The 18,789-nt window shown below is 63.0% G+C and carries 26 protein-coding genes and 1 tRNA gene; 14 read left to right on the forward strand and 13 right to left on the reverse strand.

The features are described 5' to 3' along the window. From PUN71_RS22005 to PUN71_RS22045, 9 genes are all read left to right on the forward strand, one after another. On the forward strand, positions 1–521 hold a 521-nt coding region (locus tag PUN71_RS22005), incomplete at its 5' end, for an alkaline phosphatase family protein (protein ID WP_277800129.1). Between the two features lie 89 nt (positions 522–610). Further along, positions 611–1,693: a glycerophosphodiester phosphodiesterase gene (locus tag PUN71_RS22010; RefSeq protein ID WP_277800130.1), complete on the forward strand. Its 1,083-nt coding sequence runs from the start codon at positions 611–613 to the stop codon at positions 1,691–1,693. Between the two features lie 764 nt (positions 1,694–2,457). Further along, entirely contained in the window at positions 2,458–2,832 is a 375-nt protein-coding gene (locus tag PUN71_RS22015; protein WP_277800131.1) for a DUF7793 family protein, read from the forward strand. Between the two features lie 116 nt (positions 2,833–2,948). Next, positions 2,949–4,625 (forward strand): PAS domain-containing sensor histidine kinase, encoded by a 1,677-nt coding sequence (locus tag PUN71_RS22020; RefSeq protein WP_277800132.1) that lies wholly within the window; start codon positions 2,949–2,951, stop codon positions 4,623–4,625. A gap of 213 nt (positions 4,626–4,838) precedes the next feature. Further along, the gene (locus PUN71_RS22025) at positions 4,839–5,213 is read left to right on the forward strand and encodes a hypothetical protein (RefSeq protein WP_277800133.1); all 375 of its coding nucleotides are present in this window, start codon (positions 4,839–4,841) and stop codon (positions 5,211–5,213) included. A gap of 568 nt (positions 5,214–5,781) precedes the next feature. Further along, positions 5,782–6,087, forward strand: coding sequence for a hypothetical protein (locus PUN71_RS22030; RefSeq protein WP_277800135.1), 306 nt, complete (start codon positions 5,782–5,784; stop codon positions 6,085–6,087). Between the two features lie 151 nt (positions 6,088–6,238). Next, on the forward strand, positions 6,239–6,592 hold the full coding sequence (locus PUN71_RS22035) for a PASTA domain-containing protein (RefSeq protein WP_283532428.1): 354 nt from the start codon (positions 6,239–6,241) through the stop codon (positions 6,590–6,592). A 371-nt stretch (positions 6,593–6,963) separates the two neighbouring features. Then, entirely contained in the window at positions 6,964–7,137 is a 174-nt protein-coding gene (locus tag PUN71_RS22040) for a CsbD family protein (RefSeq protein WP_159633138.1), read from the forward strand. A gap of 148 nt (positions 7,138–7,285) precedes the next feature. Next, complete coding sequence (locus tag PUN71_RS22045; protein ID WP_277800137.1) at positions 7,286–7,492, forward strand: hypothetical protein; 207 nt, start codon at positions 7,286–7,288, stop codon at positions 7,490–7,492. 126 nt (positions 7,493–7,618) lie between these two features. Here PUN71_RS22045 and PUN71_RS22050 read toward each other — a convergent pair whose 3' ends face one another. The 7 genes from PUN71_RS22050 to PUN71_RS22080 all read right to left on the reverse strand — a co-directional run bounded on the left by PUN71_RS22050 (position 7,619) and on the right by PUN71_RS22080 (position 12,125). Next, entirely contained in the window at positions 7,619–8,209 is a 591-nt protein-coding gene (locus PUN71_RS22050; RefSeq protein ID WP_277800138.1) for a PASTA domain-containing protein, read from the reverse strand. A gap of 156 nt (positions 8,210–8,365) precedes the next feature. Further along, a complete protein-coding gene (locus tag PUN71_RS22055; protein ID WP_277800139.1) occupies positions 8,366–8,746 on the reverse strand; it encodes a SpoIIAA family protein in 381 nt (126 codons plus the stop codon). Positions 8,747–8,765: 19 nt separating this feature from the next. Beyond that, the gene (locus tag PUN71_RS22060) at positions 8,766–9,053 is read right to left on the reverse strand and encodes a hypothetical protein (RefSeq protein WP_277800140.1); all 288 of its coding nucleotides are present in this window, start codon (positions 9,051–9,053) and stop codon (positions 8,766–8,768) included. 111 nt (positions 9,054–9,164) lie between these two features. Next, positions 9,165–9,419 (reverse strand): hypothetical protein, encoded by a 255-nt coding sequence (locus PUN71_RS22065; protein WP_277800141.1) that lies wholly within the window; start codon positions 9,417–9,419, stop codon positions 9,165–9,167. Positions 9,420–9,502: 83 nt separating this feature from the next. Continuing rightward, on the reverse strand, positions 9,503–9,769 hold the full coding sequence (locus PUN71_RS22070) for a hypothetical protein (RefSeq protein ID WP_277800142.1): 267 nt from the start codon (positions 9,767–9,769) through the stop codon (positions 9,503–9,505). Between the two features lie 409 nt (positions 9,770–10,178). Continuing rightward, positions 10,179–10,589 carry a hypothetical protein gene (locus PUN71_RS22075; RefSeq protein WP_277800143.1) on the reverse strand — a complete coding sequence of 137 codons (411 nt, stop codon included), beginning with the start codon at positions 10,587–10,589 and terminating at the stop codon, positions 10,179–10,181. A gap of 391 nt (positions 10,590–10,980) precedes the next feature. Continuing rightward, a protein-coding gene (locus PUN71_RS22080; protein ID WP_277800144.1) for an IS3 family transposase occupies positions 10,981–12,125 on the reverse strand; the annotation gives its coding sequence in 2 pieces (ribosomal slippage) (positions 10,981–11,849 and positions 11,849–12,125; 1,146 coding nt in all). Positions 12,126–12,192: 67 nt separating this feature from the next. On the opposite strand from PUN71_RS22080, the gene PUN71_RS22085 reads away from it, so the two are divergent. The 4 genes from PUN71_RS22085 to PUN71_RS22100 all read left to right on the forward strand — a co-directional run bounded on the left by PUN71_RS22085 (position 12,193) and on the right by PUN71_RS22100 (position 14,902). Further along, on the forward strand, positions 12,193–13,077 hold the full coding sequence (locus PUN71_RS22085; RefSeq protein WP_277800145.1) for a DNA methyltransferase: 885 nt from the start codon (positions 12,193–12,195) through the stop codon (positions 13,075–13,077). 276 nt (positions 13,078–13,353) lie between these two features. Further along, positions 13,354–13,554, forward strand: coding sequence for a hypothetical protein (locus PUN71_RS22090; RefSeq protein ID WP_277800146.1), 201 nt, complete (start codon positions 13,354–13,356; stop codon positions 13,552–13,554). 320 nt (positions 13,555–13,874) lie between these two features. Further along, entirely contained in the window at positions 13,875–14,090 is a 216-nt protein-coding gene (locus PUN71_RS22095) for a hypothetical protein (RefSeq protein WP_277800147.1), read from the forward strand. 74 nt (positions 14,091–14,164) lie between these two features. Further along, positions 14,165–14,902, forward strand: a complete 738-nt coding sequence (locus tag PUN71_RS22100; protein ID WP_277800148.1) for an alpha/beta hydrolase — start codon at positions 14,165–14,167, stop codon at positions 14,900–14,902. Here the strand turns inward: PUN71_RS22100 and PUN71_RS22105 are convergent. The 6 genes from PUN71_RS22105 to PUN71_RS22130 form a co-directional block, all read right to left on the reverse strand. Beyond that, complete coding sequence (locus tag PUN71_RS22105) at positions 14,899–15,291, reverse strand: hypothetical protein (protein WP_277800149.1); 393 nt, start codon at positions 15,289–15,291, stop codon at positions 14,899–14,901. The genes PUN71_RS22100 and PUN71_RS22105 overlap by 4 nt on opposite strands. Positions 15,292–15,299: 8 nt before the next feature. After that, positions 15,300–16,139 (reverse strand): hypothetical protein, encoded by an 840-nt coding sequence (locus PUN71_RS22110; protein WP_283532424.1) that lies wholly within the window; start codon positions 16,137–16,139, stop codon positions 15,300–15,302. A 76-nt stretch (positions 16,140–16,215) separates the two neighbouring features. Continuing rightward, positions 16,216–16,671, reverse strand: a complete 456-nt coding sequence (locus PUN71_RS22115) for a hypothetical protein (protein WP_277800151.1) — start codon at positions 16,669–16,671, stop codon at positions 16,216–16,218. Between the two features lie 431 nt (positions 16,672–17,102). Further along, a complete protein-coding gene (locus PUN71_RS22120; RefSeq protein ID WP_283532425.1) occupies positions 17,103–17,234 on the reverse strand; it encodes a hypothetical protein in 132 nt (43 codons plus the stop codon). A gap of 38 nt (positions 17,235–17,272) precedes the next feature. Beyond that, positions 17,273–17,346: transfer RNA gene (locus tag PUN71_RS22125), tRNA-Ser, on the reverse strand. A 215-nt stretch (positions 17,347–17,561) separates the two neighbouring features. After that, positions 17,562–17,843: a hypothetical protein gene (locus PUN71_RS22130; protein WP_277800152.1), complete on the reverse strand. Its 282-nt coding sequence runs from the start codon at positions 17,841–17,843 to the stop codon at positions 17,562–17,564. A 157-nt stretch (positions 17,844–18,000) separates the two neighbouring features. Between PUN71_RS22130 and PUN71_RS22135 the strand changes: the two genes are divergently transcribed. After that, the gene (locus tag PUN71_RS22135; protein WP_277800153.1) at positions 18,001–18,777 is read left to right on the forward strand and encodes a hypothetical protein; all 777 of its coding nucleotides are present in this window, start codon (positions 18,001–18,003) and stop codon (positions 18,775–18,777) included. The last annotated feature ends 12 nt before the right edge of the window (positions 18,778–18,789 follow it).

Here is an 18,789-nt window from a genome sequence, read left to right on the forward strand (position 1 = left end):
ACGGCCACGCCGCCTACTCCGACCCGGTCGATGAGCAGAACTTCATCGCCAAAACCGTCAACCAGATCCAGCAGTCGAAGAACTGGGAAGACACCGCCATTGTCCTCGCCTACGACGATTCCGACGGCTGGTATGACCACGTTGCCGCCAAGGTGAAGAACGCCTCCAACAGCCCCGACGACGCCGCATGGTGCCAGGCAGCGGCCGCGGCCGGTGTTCCGGTGGCCGGCGGCTACGCCGACCGCTGCGGCCCCGGTCCCCGCCAGCCGCTGGTCGTCATCTCCCCGTTCGCGAAAAAGAACTTCGTGGACCACACCGAAACCGACCAGGCCTCCATCCTGCGGTTCATCGAGGACAACTGGCACACCGGCACCATCGGTGACTCCTCAGCCGATGCAACCGCCGGTTCCATGAATGCCATGTTCAACTTCCACCACGAACGCAACGACAAGGTCCTGCTCAACGAACAGACCGGTGCGGTCGCCTCCATCAGCCACAACGGCAACGTCCAGGGCCGCTGACCACGGAGCCCTTTATCGTGCTGACGGCCGCAAGCCGCAGCCCGTCCCAGGCCCACGGGCCTACCCATCACAAAAACCTTGGAGAACCCATGAAGTACACGAAGCTGCTGACCGCGGCTGCCATCACCGCCGGCCTCGCCCTGGGAACATCCCTCCCGGCCCACGCCGCCGATACAAACCCCAACGGCACGGACAACCACTTCGACCTGCAGGCCCACCGCGGCGGGATCGGCCTGACCGTCGAGTCAACCCTGGCCTCCTTCGCCAAGGGCATCGAGACGGGCGTCTCCACCCTGGAGCTGGACCTGCAGATCACCAAGGACGGCCGGGAAGTCATCACCCACGACCGCAAGATCAGCGGCCAGAAGTGCAAGGACACCGCCCCCGTCACTGCCGGTGACCCGTCCTACCCCTACGTCGGCAAGTACATCAAGGACCTCACTTTTGATCAGGTCCGAAGTCTGGACTGCGGCTCCCAGACCCTGCCCCAGTTCCCCGGCCAGCAGGCCTCCCCCGGCGCCAAGATGCCCACCCTCGCCGAAGTCTTCGATCTGGCCAACCGCTACCGGGCCAGCCAGGTGAAGTTCAACATCGAGACCAAGGTCGAGGCCGGCGCACCAGAGCAGACCGCGCCCCGTGAGCAGTTCGTCGAGGTGGCCCTGCGCGAAATCAACAAAGCGCATATGGCCGAGCGCGTTTCCATCGAAAGCTTCGACTGGGGCTCCTTGCGCCTCGTGAAGGAACGCCAGCCCGGCATCCGCACCGTGGCCCTGACCAACAAGGACTTCCTGCAGGCCGGACAGCCGGGCAAGTCGCCTTGGCTGGGCGGCATCGACTCCGATGATTTCGGCGGCGACCTCGTCGACTCCGCTGCTTCCCTTGGCTTTGACGCCATCTCCCCCGTCCACGGCACGCCGCAGAACGGTACCGTAACAGACCCCGGATACGTCCCCTACGTCACCGCGGACATGGTGACCCGCGCCCACGCCAAGGGCATGCAGGTCATCCCATGGACCGTCGACGACAAGCCGACCATGCGCAAGCTCATGGACGACGGAGTCGACGGCGTCATCACCGACTACCCCAACCTGCTGCGCGACGTCATGGCCGAACGGTCCCTGAAGCTCCCCAAGCAGTACACCCTGGCACCAGGCGCGTCAGCAACCAACTGATCCGCCACAGAATCTCACAGCCCACGGGAAGGGCGCTCCCAGCGAACGGGGCGCGCCCTTCTCGTGCTTTTGACTGACCGAACACCCAACGATGCGGATCACAGAGGCAGTACGGGCGGTACTTGACCGGCGGCGTTGATTGTGGGCATGAAGCAGACCTCCCACATTCCTCGCGACCTATTCGCCGATCGGCTCCTGGATATTGCGGAATTCACCCATGCGCACTGGTTCTTCGGCAACCTTTACGAGGTCCTCGTCAAGGTTCCCCCCCGCGTGGCCGGAGCAGAGGCGAGCAGTGAACTCCCCCGCACCCCTTTCGGAGCAGGCAGCCCGGGCCGGTACTACGCGCCTGTCGCCCCTCTCAACGCACCCCGGCCATCGGCGCGCTCATCACAGGGTGGAACCGACCCGGGACCAGGGCCTCGCTGATTGTGGCCGCAGCGAGCTCAGCCGTCGGCGCCGCGGCTACCGCCTATGTTCTCCGCTCCCTGAACCCGAAACTGTTCTTCAGCCCACAACCCCTCAGGGAGGACGAGCGCCAGCCGTTGCTGACCCGGTGGTACCGCATCCACGCCATCAGGCTCACGGCCAGCGCCATCGCACTGGCGGCCATCCACCACGCCCGGACCCTCCGGCTGAGGAACTCTAACGCTCAAGATGGCGCAGGCCGTAGGCAGAGCCGTATCCAGGTCCCGCCCCGGTAGATTACCTGCGGTACGTTGGGGCCATGGGCTTCTTATCCCTTCGAACAGCCGGATGTGCGTGTGTATAAGGCAATTTCTTTGGCCGGAGGCAAAGCGGTTCTCAGCGTCCGGGCGGACGACATCATGCATCTTGTCTGGGCGCCTGGTTCCTTCATTGACGAAGAGGACGCGCTCTCAGCTGTCACGGTGATGAACCACATCTGCGCCGGTCGGGGTAAGCCGTTGCTGGTCGATATGCGGAACGCGGGGAACACATCGTCGGGTGCCAGGGATGTCTTCGCGATGCCCCACGCCGCGTCGCGTGTAGCCTTGCTCGGTGAGTCACCTGTGGACGAGGTGATCGCTATCTTCTTCACCCGTTCCCACCAGCCGCCACGGCCTACCAGGTACTTCACCTCGGAGGCGGAGGCTGTTAGCTGGCTCTCCGCCGACTGAGCGGCCACCGACCTGCCAGTGGAACCCGCGCCCTATGAGGCAGGCCTCCGTGTTGGTCACCGCTTTGCGGGGTAGGTTTCCTTTGAGAGGCGACCAGGGCAAGGACAGGGGAGACCATGCTTTTTAAGCCGCTGTACGTGTACTACCGAACGCTGGGCCCCCGGGGCCGGGCAGTGTTATTCCAGCTTCCGCTGTCGGTGACCATGCTGCTGGTCACCGCCCTGACGCTGGTGCTGCACCCGGTACTCGATCTTTCCGCGACATTCTTGTCCAGCCTTGGCGTGCACCTTTTTCTGCTTGTCGCCTGCGCCCTGGTGCCCTGGGGACGTCTGCCCGCACAGGCCGTCCTGGTCATCCCGGTCCTGGACTGTCTGGCGATCGGGGTGACCCGCGAGGCCGCCGACCAGTACCTCACCGTCCTGGGCTTCCTCCTGGTCTTTCCCGTCGTGTGGCTGGCCTCCGACGGGCGCCGCAGCGGTGTCCTCATCGGCGTCTTTGCGACCATCCTTAGCGCCATCCTGCCCCCGGTCATGCTCGGCACGGGCGTGGACGGCCCGGACTTCATCCGCATCGTCCTCTTGCCCATCATCCTCGGTGCGGTCGCGCTCACTACCTCCGGGATCGTCAATGCCCTCTCCCTGCAGCGGCAGCAGCTGGAGGCGCAAAGCTGTGAGGTCCGGGACCTGCTGGCTGCCAGCGAGGACCGGGAGCGGCTTCTCCAGACCGTCATGGATACCGTCAGCGTTGGGGTCTGCGCCATTGATGACCAGGGCCGGGTTTCCCTGATGAACCACCACCTCAGCAGCCATCTCGGCAGGACCATCACCGGCGTGCCCACGCCCGAGGACCACAAGGAACTCCCCGTTTATGGGGCTGACCGGAAGCATCCCCTTCCGATAGACCGGCACCCGGCATCCCGCGCAGCAAGAGGCGAGTCCTTCACTGATGAGCTGATCTGGTCCGGCAACGGCACAGGCCAGCGCGCCTACTCGGCGACCTCCCGGCTGATCCAGGACTCCCGGGGCAAACACCGCGGAGCGGTCCTCGCGTTCACCGACGTCACCGAACTGGTCGAGGCGCTCTCCGCCAAAGACCAGTTCGTCTCCAGCGTCTCCCATGAGCTGCGGACCCCGCTGACCTCAATCCTGGGCTACCTGGACCTGGCCCTGGACGAAGAGGACCTTGACCCCGAGATGGAGTTCTACCTCACCGTCGCCAAACGCAACGGCGAACGGCTCCTGCACCTGGTGGGTGACCTGCTCACTATCGCTTCGGACGCTTTGACGATCGAGCCCCGGGACGCGGACCTGACCGAGGTGGTCCGTCACAGCGTCCAGGCCGCCCAGCCCAAGGCGGCCGCGGCCGGCATCACTCTGGAACTGCTCCCCCGCGGGGCGGCGACGGGTTACTTCGATCCTGACCGCCTCGGCCAGGCCGTCGACAACCTCGTCTCCAACGCCATCAAGTACACTCCCAGCGGCGGCACAGTCACCGTCAAGGTCGGCGCCAGCGGAAACGAGCTCCGCTGCGAGGTTGCGGACACCGGAGTTGGCATGAACGAAGAAGAGCTGGACCAGGCCTTCACCCGCTTCTTCAGGGCCGCGAATGCGCACTCCTCCACCATTCCCGGAGCCGGTTTAGGGCTGGCAATCACCAGGTCGATCATGGAAAACCACCGCGGCCACGTGGCACTGTCCAGCAGCCCCGGAGAGGGAACCACCGCGGTGCTGACCCTGCCGGCCGCAGGCATTGATGTCGACTGGAATCAGCAACATATTTCCGAAATGCTTTGACGCCAGCTGGATGTGCTGCCCGGCGATTAGTTTCGGAAGGATATTGCGGCATCTAGGCAGTTGCCACTAGTACAGCCCGACGTTGATTAGCTGGCGGTATTACTGTGGGCCCGATGCACGACGCCAGAGCCACGACAGTGTGGTCGGCGCACACGCCCCCATCGAACAGCTCCTATCGACTGAGATCGAACACCCTGAAAAAGAGGGGGCTGAATGGGTATCCGCAACCCTTTTGAGGCATTGCGGAGGGGTGTACCGTGGCTCCACGGCAGCCCCGTGGAAGTGGTAACGCCGTGTGGCCGGGCTGGCTGGGAGCGCCCTCTTCTCGACGTGTTCGAGCATTCGCATACCCCGCGTCAAAGCCAGGAAACCAACATGCTGCAACTAATTCCAACCCTCGTGGCGGCCGTATTCACCGCATTGTTTCTTACTTCGCCGCCTCTGGCCCTCGCTGCGGCCGTCAACCCTGACGGCCTGACTACCTATGCCGACTGTGCTCTGGAGCGAATTGACACTCAGCTCGTACGGTGCGACAACCTCACCGGCGGAAACGTGTCAGCACCGGACTGGATACCGGAGCAGAAGTAGCACGACTGTCGTTGACGGCGCCGCTTGGCAAGGCCCAAGCACCTTAAATCTGGCAGGATCCGCTCCCTGTTGCATGCCGCCCCGCACACCGTGCTGCAGTGAGCAAACAGGGGGTTGAGATGGGTATCGGCAACCCTAATGCCATGCGGCCTTGGGGGCGTATTTTTAGCCTCAAGGGTCAGGCTCTTTTGAATTGAATCGCAGGCTTCCATGTCGGCCCAGGAAAGCACAAAAAGTTTCGGCGGGCATCCCCGAAGACGCATCCTGGCCGGTCTTCTTTGCATTGGATTGCTGGGCCTGCAATCTCCCGGGCAGCCAACTCGAAGTGACGACCCGGTTTTCGTCCCCGTCTCGCAGCACGTGCCCGACATCTCGCCGGGCACTCCATTGAGCCAGATCCCGATGGAATTGCGCGAGCTCTGGAAGTTCCGGCTCACCCGAAACCGCTGAAGCCTCCCGGCGAGCAGCTGCCTGGGCCCCAACCTCCCCGAAGACCACCTGCAGCCGGGCAAATAACCACCCGCGGGTCTGCGATTTGGCGGATCCACACAACAATAAGGAGGAGATCATGGCAGTCGCCATCATCATGGAGTTCGATGGAACAACCCTTGAACAATATGACGAGATCAACCGGAGGATGGGGTTGACCCCTGGCGGCCCCGGCCCCGCCGGGTCCATATTCCACTGGGCCACGGCTACCGAGAAGGGGCTAATGGTCACGGACGTTTGGGAAAGTCGTGAGCAGTTCGATGCCTTCGCCCAGGAAAAGATCGGCCCGCTGAGTATGGAACTGGGCTTCGCGGGACCACCGAAGACGACCTTCCATGATGTGCACAATTACTTCACCTCCAACCCTGTCACCGTAACCGCGTAACTCCGGAAGCTCTGCCGGGAAAGGCGCGCTCACGGCATCCATAAGACGCGGCAAGCCCGGCAGAGCTATATGGGCCGGTGCCAGCGCGCTATCCCGCTAGGCTTCGATTATGCGTAAAACGTGCGCGGTGCTGGGCGCCGCGGTTATAAGCATGACCGGCTGCAGTGCCCAGCCGGTGTCTGGATCGTCGGCCCCACCGCCCGTATCCCCACCGGCCGCTGCCTCACCGGAAAAGGTGGTCCTGGAGAACTTTGTGGGAGACAAGCTTGATGACGTCGAACACGCACTGGACCTGTTGAAGCTGAAGCACGAGGCGGTGTCCGGGGACGGCAAGAAGGTCCTCGTGGCGTCGAACTGGACGGTGACCGGCCAGGACCCCGCTGCAGGCGCCGAGGTGAAGACAGGCAGCACCATTCGCCTCACCGTCGCAGAAGCGGCCTCCCCATCCTCGGCGCCAACGAGCACCCCTCGTCCTTTGGCGACGTCAGCCGGGGCCGCGGGATAGCTTCCTCCTGCGCCACAGAGCGCAGCCAGCCGTGCCGTGTCTGCGGGCTAAGGGCATGTGCTGCATCTACTCTTTCTGCATGGGCAACCTGGCGGAGGTGCTCCTTGTCCTGGCGGCGGCCTTGGCCTGGATCACTCTGACCCTCACAGTGATAATCCTTCCGGCCGCGCGCCTCCGGAACAGCAGGACCATGCCAGTGGAAAGCAGTTCGCCCGTCGTCGCGGCAGACGAGCGAACCTCCACCGCTCAAGCTGTCGTTCAGGAGGCCCGGCGCACTCAAACCACGTTGTGACTTGAAATCCAATTCCTAAGCGTGCTTACCATGGTTGCAGCCGTATGCGAACGGCTGCCGAACCAGAGGAGGAAACACCATGGGACTGGGCGACAAGATTGATAACGCTGCCGAGAAGGCAGGCGGAAAGGCCAAGGAAGCGGCCGGCGCAGCCAGTGGCGATGAGAGCCTGCGGGCTGAAGGCCAGGCAGACCAGGCTAAGGGCGACTTGAAGCAGGCCGGCGAAAAGGTCAAGGACGCCTTCAAGCACTGACAGGCATCACGGAAGGGCGCGCAGCGAACGGGGCGCGCCTATTCCGTACCCCTAAATTCCTGCCGGAGCGCCCATTTCTCACTGTGACTGAATTGCGCCAGCGCCCGCCGGGCACAGCACGAACCTACCCGGACAGAAGGAGAACAGCATGGCTGGAATCAACGCGAAGTTCGACAAGGTATACCTGGACAAAGGCATCGACGAGCTGGCGAAAGCCCCGGTAGAGGCCCTGAAAGGCCTCTCTGAAGGGGACGCCCAGAAGCTCAAGGAAGCCTTGAACATCAAGACCGTCAAGGATCTCGGGACCAACAAGTTTTTCCTCTGGGCCCAGTCGGTCGCGAAGCTGGCCGAATAGGTACTAAAAGTCCTCGAAAGGGTGCGCTCAGCGAACGGGGCGCACCCTTTCTCGTATCCACCGGGGTCTGGGTCTGCGGCGTAAAAGGCTTTGCCGTGGCGCCGCAGCAATGTGAGGGAAGCGCGGTTAGTTGGCGATCCCGCCGTGCCCGTGGCAGGCGCCCTGGCGGGTGGTCCCCGGCCAGGGGTAGCCGTCCTTGCAGACGATCCCACCATACTTGGGAGCCTCAGGAACGGCCGGCGGCGCGACCGGGACCTGCGGGAGGGCAGGAGGATTGACGTTCACGTCGGCGTCACCGCCAACTCCGCCACCTACTACCGGAACAGGGGTTGGCGTTGGGGTGGGCGTCGGTGTCGGGGACGGTGTGTAGGTCAGGTGCTTGACCCCGAGCTTGACCTTGGTGCCCTTCGGGGCGGTCGTGCCGCCGACCGGATCCTGGGAGATGACCTCCCAGTTGGACTCCAGGATGATGGTCTTTCCCTCGATGGCGTCTTTGGCGTCGTATTTAAGCCCCAGCCCCTTCAGTTCTGCTTCAGCCTTGTCGAGTCGCTTGCCGACTTCGTCGGGGACCGCGATGTCGCTGGTGCTGGCCGCGGTCGTCGTGGCGGCGGCTACCGGTTCAACGCTCGGCTTGGAAGATGAGTCGACGGCGGCTTTGCTGGAGCAGCCTGCCGTCAGGAGTGCGGCAAGGAGCATCACGGTGAGTGATTTCTTCAAGGTATTCCCCCATGCGGGCAGAGCCCGGTTCCAGAGCGGCCAGGACAGCCGGAAACAAGCAACGGTGCTTGTGTGGCGGGCGCTCAGGGAGAGAATATCTCAAACTGATCGGCAACTGGGAAATCGCTGTATGAATGCTCTCCGCTGGCCATGTTGCTACGTCGATGACTTGCCGGCATCTTCCAGCAGCCAGGCCATGGCCTTGTCCTTGGTGGTGAAGTATCTGATCGGGAACCCGGCCGGCGCCAGGGGCAGCCGGAACATGGCGATCATCCGGTCCTTGGGAGAGGTTCCCACCAGGGCCATGCGCGAGATGCTGGAGCGGGAGGGAAAGACCTTGCGGGCTGCGGCGGAGTGGGTCACGCCCCCGATCTCGACCAGCATCGGCAGCTGGTCGCCCTGACAGAGCGTCTCGATGGCGTTCAGGGCTGCGCTGGCGACGTCACCACCGATGTACGTTCCCAGCTTCCATGTCAGGTGGAGGACGCCGTAGGACAGCTCCAGGGTCCCCTTGCCTTTGATGTCTACCGTCCCCAATTTGCCCGCTTCCAGTAATTCAAAGAAGGCTCGGTGCGCTTGCGACGATGTAGTCCCTTGCTGCCTGGCCTGTCATGGCCAGCGTGTTCTTACCGGGAGTAATACCCCTCTGACGGAGAGCACGGCGCAGGGCCTTTGCCGGCTCCGGCAGGCGGCCCGTGAGCAGGCACCAACTGACGTACAAGCCGAACAGCTCCTCCCAGTCCAGGCCCTTGTCGCTGCCCGGATCAGCGTTAACTGTCGCGTTCAGGAACGCTTCGAAGTGCAGCGGGCTTACCGGGTGCTTCCATCCGCTGAAGCTTCTCACCGCGTCCTCCCTGACTTGGCCGTAAAGGGGCACCCGATGGTGCTGCTCTGACAATATGTGTGGACCTCGTTGCTGTCCAGATTCCCATTCCGCATGAGAAGGCGGGATGCTTTAGACGGACACGGACTGGGAGTGCATGCTGTCGCCTTTGCGGATTTCAGACTCGGCAGTATCCAGAAGCCGCCGCCCTCCCGTCGGAACATCGAGAATCCAGAACAGCTCGTGGTCCGGCGCGATGTCCGTCACGACACCCCGATGGGCGAGAGCGCCCTCGTAGTAGGCCTCGATGAAGTCCCCGGAGGCGAGCTCGTTATTGGAGCTGATTCTGCCGCCGAAGTGGGTATCGGTCACGTCGGAGATGTCCATGGTGTCAGCCTTGCAGTCGCAGGTTACTGAAAGGTGTCTGCCGGGTGAGTGCCACCTGTGCAAGGCCGAGAACCGAAAGCCCGTTACGGGCGATGCGAGCTATGGAAGTCGCCGGCGAAGACGGCCCGTGGATCCAGGCCGACCGCTTCGAGGATGGCCCGCGCCAGGGCCGGCGCATGTTCGGCCCGGTACTCCACCGATGCGCTGACACCGTTGGCCTGGTCGATCTGGATGGAAGCGTCGGAGGTGTGAATAGGCCGCCACACATCGAGGTGGTCTTCGGGGATCACAGTGTCGTGGTGGCGGTGGACGAAGTAGTCCTCGGCGGCCATGGGAATCCTCTCCTGCAAATGGGCAAGAGAGCACTATAAGCACGCCAGCACTTTGGCCGCCACCATATCCCGGTGCCGCGCCTACGCTCCGTTTGGACGGGAAAAGACTGCTGCCACTAAGCCCTGCCTGTCATCAGGTAACTTATGAGGGAGAGGCTGTCCTTCTCTTCCAGATGCTGGTGATTCCGGGCACTTGATACTTCTGTTGGATGTAGCAGGTCCACCGGCTGTCGTTGGCCGACTGGTGGAATACCCGTATGTAACGGGTCGATGGTGATGCTTGCCCCGCCGGAATCCGTAACGACCAGGACGTATGGGGTTGCCGGCGGGACTGTCCCAGTGCTGTTTACCGTGATGGTCAGCCGGTATTTTTCCCTCGGGAAAGGTGTACCGAGTTCTCGTCGGGCTCTAACGTCGCCCAGCCGCATCACGGCAGATTCTTAGTCGAGTGAACGACGAGGCCATCAGCGGCGAAATGAAGATACAGCTCAATCTCAGGGGCGTCACCAGGATCAGCTCTGTCCGGAACGACGGTCAACACGAATGGTGCGAACTTGTGCTGGTGATTTTGCCGATTCCTCAACGCTTTGTTTGCGCCGCAACGCGCCATAAACAGAACGTCCCATAGACGCACGTCTTCGTAATTTTCACCCGGTTTGATGCCCAGGCCACGGTGCTGATCATGAATAACAGGCTGTGACCACCTAACTGCCATGTCCCATGCTGCCTGAGTGAGATAGGTCGGGACCGTGAAGAGTGTTCTAGCGACCGAAGTTACGTCGATTCTGGTGCTTGGGTTACTGGTCAAGGCGCCGCTGCTGGCGGTGGTGATAGTCATTGGTTTGCCTTCTGTTGGTGAATATGCCGTTGAGCAGCGGAAGCGCTCTTGGTGGCTCCTCTACTCCTGCTCAGCTGTTATGTGTACGGCAATCCAGGAAAGTCTGCGCACAAGCAGACGGGAGCTCAACATGCGTTGGACGCAGCGGTGCGCAAGAATCAAGAAATGAGGAATGATCCTTTCTGCACGGGCAGCATCGTGGTCGGAGACGCCGCTGTCGTTCTGCCTCGCCTCATTACCGAGGGTGCAAAAGGCTCGGTGAAGTTGGCCTACCTCGATCCACCATTCAACACGCGGGGCGCGACGGCAACGAGGGCTCACTACAGCGACCATCGATCTACTGGTGAGTGGACAAAGATGGGACTGCCCCAGCTTTTGTTGACTCGGGGTCTTAGGCCGCTATGAGCGCGGTCCGGTTGATTGTTTCATATTCGATGGGCGTGAGTTTGCCCAACCGTCGTTGCCGTCTCCGGCGATGATATGTCCGCTCGATCCACGTTGTGATGGCCAACCTGAGGTCGCGCCTGGTGAGCCAGCGCTGACGGTCCAGGACGTTCTTCTGCAGCAGCGAGAAGAACGACTCCATCGCGGCGTTGTCCGCGCATGCACCGACCCTTCCCATCGACCCGGTGAGCCCGTGGTGCCGGAGTGATTCGACGAACCGGCGGGACCGGAACTGGGACCCGCGGTCCGAGTGCATCACAGTGCCTTCGGGGCGACGTGTCCGCACCGCGTTCTCCAGCGCGGCGACGGCAAGCGATGACTTCATTCGCGAGTCCATCGAGTAACCGACGATCCTGCCGGAATAGACGTCCTTCACCGCGCAAAGGTAGAGCTTCCCCTCAGCGGTGGGGTGTTCGGTGATGTCCGTCAGCCACAGCTCGTTCGGGGCCGCTGCGGTGAAGTCCCGTTCCACCAGGTCGTCGTGGACCGGCGGCCCGGGTCTGCGGTTCAGGCCCCGCTTCTTAGAGAACACCGACCAGATACCGTGGTCCCTGCACAGGCGCTGGACCCTGTTCTCGCCCGCCGTGAAGCCCTTACCCGGAAGCTCATCGGCGATGAACCGGTAACCGAATGCAGGATCATCCGCGTGGATGTCCAAGGCGGCGTTGACCAGGTGCGCATCGACCCAGTCCCGTTCCGTCACCGGGCTGGCCCGCCACCGGTAATAGCCTTGCTTGCTAAATCCCAACACCCTGCAGGTCACCGCCACGGGAACACCGTCGGCGGCAAGATCCGTGACCAGCGGGTAGGTCATTTTGGGTTGATGTCCCTGGCCAGATAGGCAGCTGCCCGGCGCAGAATCTCATTTTCCTGCTCCAACAGGCGGTTCCGCTTTTTCAGCTCCCGCATCTCCACAGACTCGGCCGCAGCCGGGCCGGCCCCGGATTCCTTACGTTCGGCGATAGCAATCCACCGCTTCAACGTCGTAACCGAAAGCCCGAAATCCTTCGCAATCTGCGCCAGCGGCGCCTCACCCTTGCGGGCCACATCAATAACATCCTGGCGGAACTCCGCCCCATAAGCCGTGGGCATGGTCAACATCCTTCCACGAGCACAAGCTCGCTAGGTCAAGGAGTCAACAAAACAGGGGGCAGTCCCGATGATGCACAGCGTCCTCGCAAACGTTCATGAGCTGATGCGAGACGACGGATCAATGTGGCTTCATTTAGATGCTAATGAATTGGCCCACGGGCGCCTTCTAGGTGATGAAGTATTTGGGAGCACCAACTTCGTCGGAATTGTGACGTGGGAGAAGACCAAGCGTCCCGCCTTCCTGCATGGGCAGATGTCATCCATCACCGACTACCTGGTGGTGTTCGCCAAGGACCGGGCCCAGCTAAAACCGTTCACGCACGGAATGACTGATAGCGGGAAAAGAACTCCCCTGGCACACAGGGGCAATCCAGTTGTTGAACTGTCCTTCCCTCCGGGCGTCGTCAAGTTCAATTGTCCGGACGGCACTTACGATTCAGGAGACCATTCCTCCGCCACCATAAGCGCCCGGGTGCTTGAAAAGGTGGTCGTCAAGGACGGCCGCAACTTAACCCGTCTTAGGATGAGCCTGCCGTCGAGATATTCAGCAGCGAAGCTGGAAAAGCTTATCGAGGAAGACGCCGCTTTCCTAGTGCCAAGAGTCCCGTTTCGTCCGAGCTATATAGCCGTAGGAGGCAAGCCGAAGCTGATTTCTAATCTCTGGTCGTGGCAACTGGAATCTATGGAAACTAATGAAGACGCCGCCAGACAACAAGACCTTTTGTTTCCAGGGCGTCCCTTCCGGACCGCCAAACCGGAAGGACTACTCCGTCGCATAATCGAACTTGCTACCGATCCTGGTGACACCGTTCTCGACTGCTTTGCCGGTTCTGGCACTACGCCTGCGGTCGCCGAGGAATTGGGGCGACGGTGGATAGCGGTCGAAAAGGATGAATGGACGGCAAACCATTACCTCAAGGTGAGGATGGCCGGACGCGGGCCAACCCTCTAGCTGCCGTCAGGCCACACTGCCCGCCTCCCCGCCGCATAGTCATATGTGGGGACAACCGGCTCATCTGATGTCGGTAGACCGGACTGACCAACCCTTGAGGAAGGCCGTTTGCATCCTCAAGGACTGTGACGGTCCGGTCGGCGTCAGCAAGGGCCGACTCCACGGTTTCCTTGTGACCCGAGGCCGGAAACACTCGCGTCGGGGGACGGACGCCGGCCTTAAGTGCTGGCTAGGGTACCAGCACGCTGGTTACGTCTGTGATCTGGCCCAGTCGTTGTGGCACATCTCGGACTGACCTTTGATGAACTCGTGCCCGGACTGGATCAGCACGTCGACTTCGAGCTGAACCCCGTGACCGGCGCCGATGGCCTGTTCACCCTGCATGGGCGGGACGCCGTCGAACGGCGAATGTTCCTGCTCGACGCCGGCATGCACCTGTCCGACTACCAACGGCCCGCAGCTGGGCTCCGCGGGTAGAGACCCGGCTGGTGCGTCCGACCTTGTGGTGCCGGTTGTTCTGGTTGGCGTGGATGCCGGAGGCACCAGCGCCTGCGAGCTTGGTTCGCGGCCTGGATGGGTCAGACACCAGGGTCTGGCCGTGGCGGTTCTTGATGGCGGGCATCGGGGCGTCCTTTCCGGATCGGTCTGGGGAAGCGGCTGCTTGCACTCCCTAATGTGTTCGGCGCAGCCCTGGGTCGTACCCGCCCGCCGGCGTTCACCGGGGGTTCAGGTTGGAACCCTACCGTTGAGTAACGACAAATCGAGGACGGGACGGGAACACCATGAACACCGAAGAGATGACCAACAGAACTGTCGACAGCACTGCCTTGTGGCGGGGCCAGAGAGTCCGCGTGCATGCTGGTGTCCACGATCTGGGAGCGGGCGTCGTCGATGACCTCACTGAGGATGGATCCATTGTCTGGATTGTCTTTGGAGGGGCCGAGCCGCGGCGCATGTTCATCGAAGAGGACGCTGCCCGCTACTCCGTCCTGCCTCCCTCTTCGATCGGCTAGTGCCCGCAGATTAGGTGTACTGAAGACACGCAGACCCACTTGACCACTGTTTCGGTCGAGCCTAGATTCCTCCCATGGCTGGCAAGCAGGGGCCAATGCCGCAAGGCGTTGTGCTCGTACATGGCATGTGGGGCGTTCCGGACGACTGGAGATGGGTCCGGCGTGACCTGGAAAGGCAACCGCATCTACAGGTCGTCGCGCCGGATCTACCTTCTCATCGGCTCCGGGACGCAGGTCTGCTCGAAGACGCAGACGAGGTGCGACGTGCCATCGAGAAATGCCCGGCGCCCACGGTAGTCGTTGGCTGGTCTTACGGCTGTGACGTTGTCGGGATTGCCGCCCACGCAATGCCGAATGTGGGCCGGCTGGTGTACGTCTCGTCGCCTCCTCTGAAGGGGCAGGCTGACGTGCGCGATGCGAGTTGGGTGGACGCAATGGACCATATGCTCCACGACGAGCACGGCCGGAACGCCCTGGACGGCGATTGGTGGCTCAGTGAGGATGAGGCCGGCCTCCGGCTCCCGGACGATGTGCGGGCCTTCCTGAAGGATCATCCGCGTCGGTTCGCCACGAAAAAGACCCGGAGTGATCCTGTGCCGGCCCAGGCATGGGCGGAGATTCCTACGACGGTGTTGCTCGGTGCGAGGGACAATCTGACAGGCGCAGAAGCGAGAGCATGGGCGCGGGAAGCCGTGGCGGATGTCCGTGACATTGACACCGACCACTTCATGCTGTTCAACCGTCCGGAGGTCATTGCCGACGTGATTCTTGAGCCCCTGAATCCCCACGTGTCGAATCAGGAAACCGCTTAGCTCTCAGCCCGCACCCTGATCCTGCTGGCCAGTTCCGGGTCCCCTGCCCCGATGCGGGCCGTGACTTCCCGCGCCCAGGAGTCCGTTTCCAGGTCAAACAGGGAGCCGCCGGCGTCCCGCACCTGGACCGCGAGTTCGCCGTAGCGTGCGCCGAGGATTTTCTTCCGGCCGGTCAGCAGCTGCAGCCCGTCCTTCAAGGTGGCGACGTCCCGTGCCTGCTGGCCCGTCAGGGTGTCGGGGTCGGTGTTCCGGACGTAGGTGCGCACCAGATCGGAACCGAGCCGGTGGTTGTCCTGGGCGTAGGCGAGCCGGTCCAGGGAGATGGCGAAACGCGCCCGGGGCTCATCAATAATGTCGGCCTGGAGTGACTGAAGCTGGGTGTCGGTCATGATGCTTCCTAGAACGATGTCAGCGGCGGCTGGCCGGCAATGGCAGCAGACAGAGCTGGGACGGCGGAGATGATCCGCCAGGAAACCTCGCGGGCCTCGGCGGTGGACGCGAAGTTGGAGAGGTCGCCCATCATGTCGTGGACGTTGGCCTGCAGATTGTGGAACGTCATCCCCTCCAGCTTGATCCGGCCCTCAAGGATGTCCCATGCCCGCTTGAGCCGCAGGATGTCACCGGCCGGCGTCCCGTCCTGGGCTTCGGCCGCATCTGGCGTGAGGACGAACTCCCTGACGACGTCCACGCCTTCCCAGTGGGCAGTCTCTTCGTGGCGCAGGTTCCGCAGTGACACGGCCAAGCGCCCTTCGGGGTCGGAGTCGAGTGTGCGTTCGATGTGGACGAGGTTGGCTTCAAGGTCCGGGCCGCCGCGGTAGCCGGGCCTCCGCTGCCGGATCTTTTGCTGGTAGCGGTCGGCGACCAGCCAGCGAAGAACCGGTTCGGAATCGATGATCCGCTTGACCAGCGCCCTGGCCTCTTCCTCTGAGGCAAGGTCGCCAAGGCGGCCGCCGAGGTCGAAGACGTTCCGGCGGATGTTGCGGTAGGACTCTTCCCCGTCCAGCAGGATGTGGCCGACGATGATGTCTTTGCAGCGGCGGAACAGGGCGATGTCTTCCGGCTGTGTCTCGGTCAGGTGCTGCGGGTCCGCCGCCCGGACGAAGCCCTCGACAAGGTCGAGTCCGATCAGGTCGGTATCGTCGGTGCGCTTGAGGTTGTCCAGGGAGATGACGAGCCGGGATTCCGGAACGGCATCAAAGGCTTTCAGAGCCATGGATATGTATTCAGCAAGGTCCATGGCTGTCATGTGTGCGGCGGCGGCAAGGGGCCTCTTCGAAGGAGAGCATCGCGGCCTTGGATGGCACGACGCTTTATTAGCTGGATCCAGCGAGCGGAATAACCGGAACTCCTTCGAGGGGAACATCCGCAGGCGGGGCGACCACCCGCGCGGTGATGCCTTCCGCACGCAGCTCCTCAAGGAGCACACGAAGCATGGCCTCTCCCATGGCCCGGGTAAGTTCGCCTTTCGTGTCCGTCCAGACCATCGGTCCGCGGGGCGTCAGGTAGACATCTGAGATGAAGTTTGGGGTGTAAGGCACGTCCCACGTCTTCGCTGCTTGTTCTTCGACATCTCTCTGCTCCGGCGTGAGTTCCCTGCCGTACTCGTCGATGTGAGAGAACCTCACTCCTGCCCTCCCGAGTGCATGGGCGGCCTTACCATCGTCGTCGCTCAGCACGAGAAATGCCGGAGAGGTTTCCCAGCCGTCGCCGAGGCTCGCTTCGTACTTATCGCCTTGCTGGTCGAAGATGTCCGGCGCGGCATTCACCACGGGACCCTCTTCCAGTGCGCTGCTGCTCGAAACGCCTCTTGGCGCTGAGGCCGGTGGCATTGCAGAAGGCGGCTGTGCGCTGGCAGTCCCTTCGGTTGTTGCGCCCGGCGACGTTGCAGGTAGTGCGCCATCAGCGTCGGCCGGGGATCCGTCAGTTGGTGAAGACGAGCAGCTTGCCGCAGCAAGGCAAAGCAGCACCATCACAGGGACTGCCGCGGCCCCAGCCCGTCCCGCGCGCGCGGTAGTCCCTTCTGTCGGAGGGCCAAGATCCTCGCCGCCCCTCCGGGCTCTCCTGCCCCGCTGCCTTCCCGTCATTCCAGCTCCCCATCTTTGGCGGGGCCCGGCTGCCTGAACCACTAGGGCCCAACCCTAGACCGCGGCCGCCTCACCAAACAGTTTGACTCCATCAAGAAGGGCACAATTTTCCGCAGCTAAAGCGACAGGAAGACGCTCGATATATCGGTCCGCGGCCGGCGCCGCGAATAGTGGGCCTGCACGGTATCGAACCGCTCGGACTTGCGTCCTTTTCCAGTGGACATCGCTGTCCGGCCCTGCAGCATCATGCTGCAACTTCGTCCTTCACGGCACCATCGCCGCCACGCGCCCTGCACTGGACTCGAACAAGCAACCTTCGGTTTAGTAGACCGCTGCTCTGTCCTGATGAGCTACCAGGGCTTTGCCCTGTGTGCGGATCAATACGATGGCAGCACCGAATCTCCGCCCCGGACGCCCGCGGCGGGGTGATGTCCGGCGCTCCGTGGCGACAAGGCCCCACGGCCGGACAGTATGGTTCCCGGGAGCCCTGTCCGACCAACCCCCTTGGCCCCGGCGCTGGCGCTTTATCCGGTCTGCAGTGTCTTCTATGCGGCCTAGGCCCCGACGGCAGTCATTCAGAACTTCAGGGACTTCAGGTAGCGCTTCAGGAGCTTGCGGAAGAGCTTCTCGAACTCGTCATCGGAGAGTACTCCCCCGTAGGGGTCCCCGGTAATCCCGTCGATACCCACCTGGTCGGCTTCCCCGACGGTGAGCGAGGCGTAGTCGTGGCGGAAGCGGAAGTAGAAGTGCTGGCCGAGGATGGTTCCCTCTGCCTGGTACGGACAGGCGCCGCCCTGTTCGGAGATGGTGCGGGTGGCCAGGACAAGGTCGGTGAGCTTCGGAGCTGTTGCTGTCATGGAAGCCATGTGTGCGGGCGGAGATCGATTGGTGCCCGGCCGCACACATAGGGCAGGACGGCCGCCGACCGCTGTGGACGGCCCCTGTTACGCCAACGGACCCTCCGCGGCGTCATGAAAGCAGCGGAATTTTCGCCGAGCTGCCAAGGACCTCACAATGGTTCCGGGCAGCGCCGCCCAGCCCGGCCTGACCGGGCGCACGACCATGGGGATCTTTATGAGCAACGAATACCACCTCGCCGACGGCTCGCCACGTTACGGGCACCGGAGCGAACCCTCCACCGACCAGCCGGCAGCCACCGCAGGATTCCGCGTCGAAGAAGCAGCAGAAGGAGCAGCCCGGCTGGGACTGGACGAGATGGCCGCGGCCATCGACAAGCGCCTCAGCAGTTCCTGGGCCGACAAGCCCGATGCTTCGCTGGCAGCCCTGCGGGACCAGAACCCGGAGGAGCTGGCCGCGGCGAAGGCCTTGGTGAAGCTGCACCTGGGGTCCCAGCGGCAGTGGCGGATGAAGGCCCAGGCAGTCCGCGACAAGCAGCTCTCCGGCCTCCTGGATCGCCGAAAGGCGTCCGGCAGTGCCCGAGAGATCCTGGCACTGCGCCTGGGCCTCATCATTGCCCTGATCGCCCCGCCGGCCTTCATCGTGGCCACCAACCAGACCGATGTCCTGAAGCTGGTCATCGTTGGAGCCATCTGCCTGGCCGCAGCCTTCCTCGGAGGACACTTCCTGACGATCCGTGCCCGGGTCCCGGTCATGCCGACCATCCGCGGGCCCTGGCTGGGCGAGCTGCGCGAGGACGTGGTGAACGCGACTCTGGTGGCGATCCTGCAGAACAAGGGCGCGGCCCTGTCACCGGCCGTCGCCGAGGCAGGACGACGCGGCTGGACGAGCATCCAGGACGCTGCCGCAGCAGTCGCCGCACTCCAGGGCTAAGGGCTTAGCGGG

This window comes from Arthrobacter sp. NQ7, from assembly GCF_029581595.2.
In the GTDB taxonomy this organism is placed as follows: domain Bacteria; phylum Actinomycetota; class Actinomycetes; order Actinomycetales; family Micrococcaceae; genus Arthrobacter; species Arthrobacter phenanthrenivorans_B.

Excerpts from the sequence above, each read along its gene's own strand:
- PUN71_RS22010 (WP_277800130.1), top strand. The coding sequence starts at position 611 with ATGAAGTACACGAAGCTGCTGACCGCGGCTGCCATCACCGCCGGCCTC.
- PUN71_RS22020 (WP_277800132.1), top strand. The coding sequence starts at position 2,949 with ATGCTTTTTAAGCCGCTGTACGTGTACTACCGAACGCTGGGCCCCCGG.
- PUN71_RS22025 (WP_277800133.1), top strand. The coding sequence starts at position 4,839 with ATGGGTATCCGCAACCCTTTTGAGGCATTGCGGAGGGGTGTACCGTGG.
- PUN71_RS22030 (WP_277800135.1), top strand. The coding sequence starts at position 5,782 with ATGGCAGTCGCCATCATCATGGAGTTCGATGGAACAACCCTTGAACAA.
- PUN71_RS22035 (WP_283532428.1), top strand. The coding sequence starts at position 6,239 with ATGACCGGCTGCAGTGCCCAGCCGGTGTCTGGATCGTCGGCCCCACCG.
- PUN71_RS22040 (WP_159633138.1), top strand. The coding sequence starts at position 6,964 with ATGGGACTGGGCGACAAGATTGATAACGCTGCCGAGAAGGCAGGCGGA.
- PUN71_RS22045 (WP_277800137.1), top strand. The coding sequence starts at position 7,286 with ATGGCTGGAATCAACGCGAAGTTCGACAAGGTATACCTGGACAAAGGC.
- PUN71_RS22065 (WP_277800141.1), bottom strand. The coding sequence starts at position 9,419 with ATGGACATCTCCGACGTGACCGATACCCACTTCGGCGGCAGAATCAGC.
- PUN71_RS22075 (WP_277800143.1), bottom strand. The coding sequence starts at position 10,589 with ATGACTATCACCACCGCCAGCAGCGGCGCCTTGACCAGTAACCCAAGC.
- PUN71_RS22085 (WP_277800145.1), top strand. The coding sequence starts at position 12,193 with ATGATGCACAGCGTCCTCGCAAACGTTCATGAGCTGATGCGAGACGAC.
- PUN71_RS22095 (WP_277800147.1), top strand. The coding sequence starts at position 13,875 with ATGACCAACAGAACTGTCGACAGCACTGCCTTGTGGCGGGGCCAGAGA.
- PUN71_RS22100 (WP_277800148.1), top strand. The coding sequence starts at position 14,165 with ATGGCTGGCAAGCAGGGGCCAATGCCGCAAGGCGTTGTGCTCGTACAT.
- PUN71_RS22105 (WP_277800149.1), bottom strand. The coding sequence starts at position 15,291 with ATGACCGACACCCAGCTTCAGTCACTCCAGGCCGACATTATTGATGAG.
- PUN71_RS22110 (WP_283532424.1), bottom strand. The coding sequence starts at position 16,139 with ATGGACCTTGCTGAATACATATCCATGGCTCTGAAAGCCTTTGATGCC.
- PUN71_RS22120 (WP_283532425.1), bottom strand. The coding sequence starts at position 17,234 with ATGATGCTGCAGGGCCGGACAGCGATGTCCACTGGAAAAGGACGCAAG.
- PUN71_RS22130 (WP_277800152.1), bottom strand. The coding sequence starts at position 17,843 with ATGACAGCAACAGCTCCGAAGCTCACCGACCTTGTCCTGGCCACCCGC.
- PUN71_RS22135 (WP_277800153.1), top strand. The coding sequence starts at position 18,001 with ATGGTTCCGGGCAGCGCCGCCCAGCCCGGCCTGACCGGGCGCACGACC.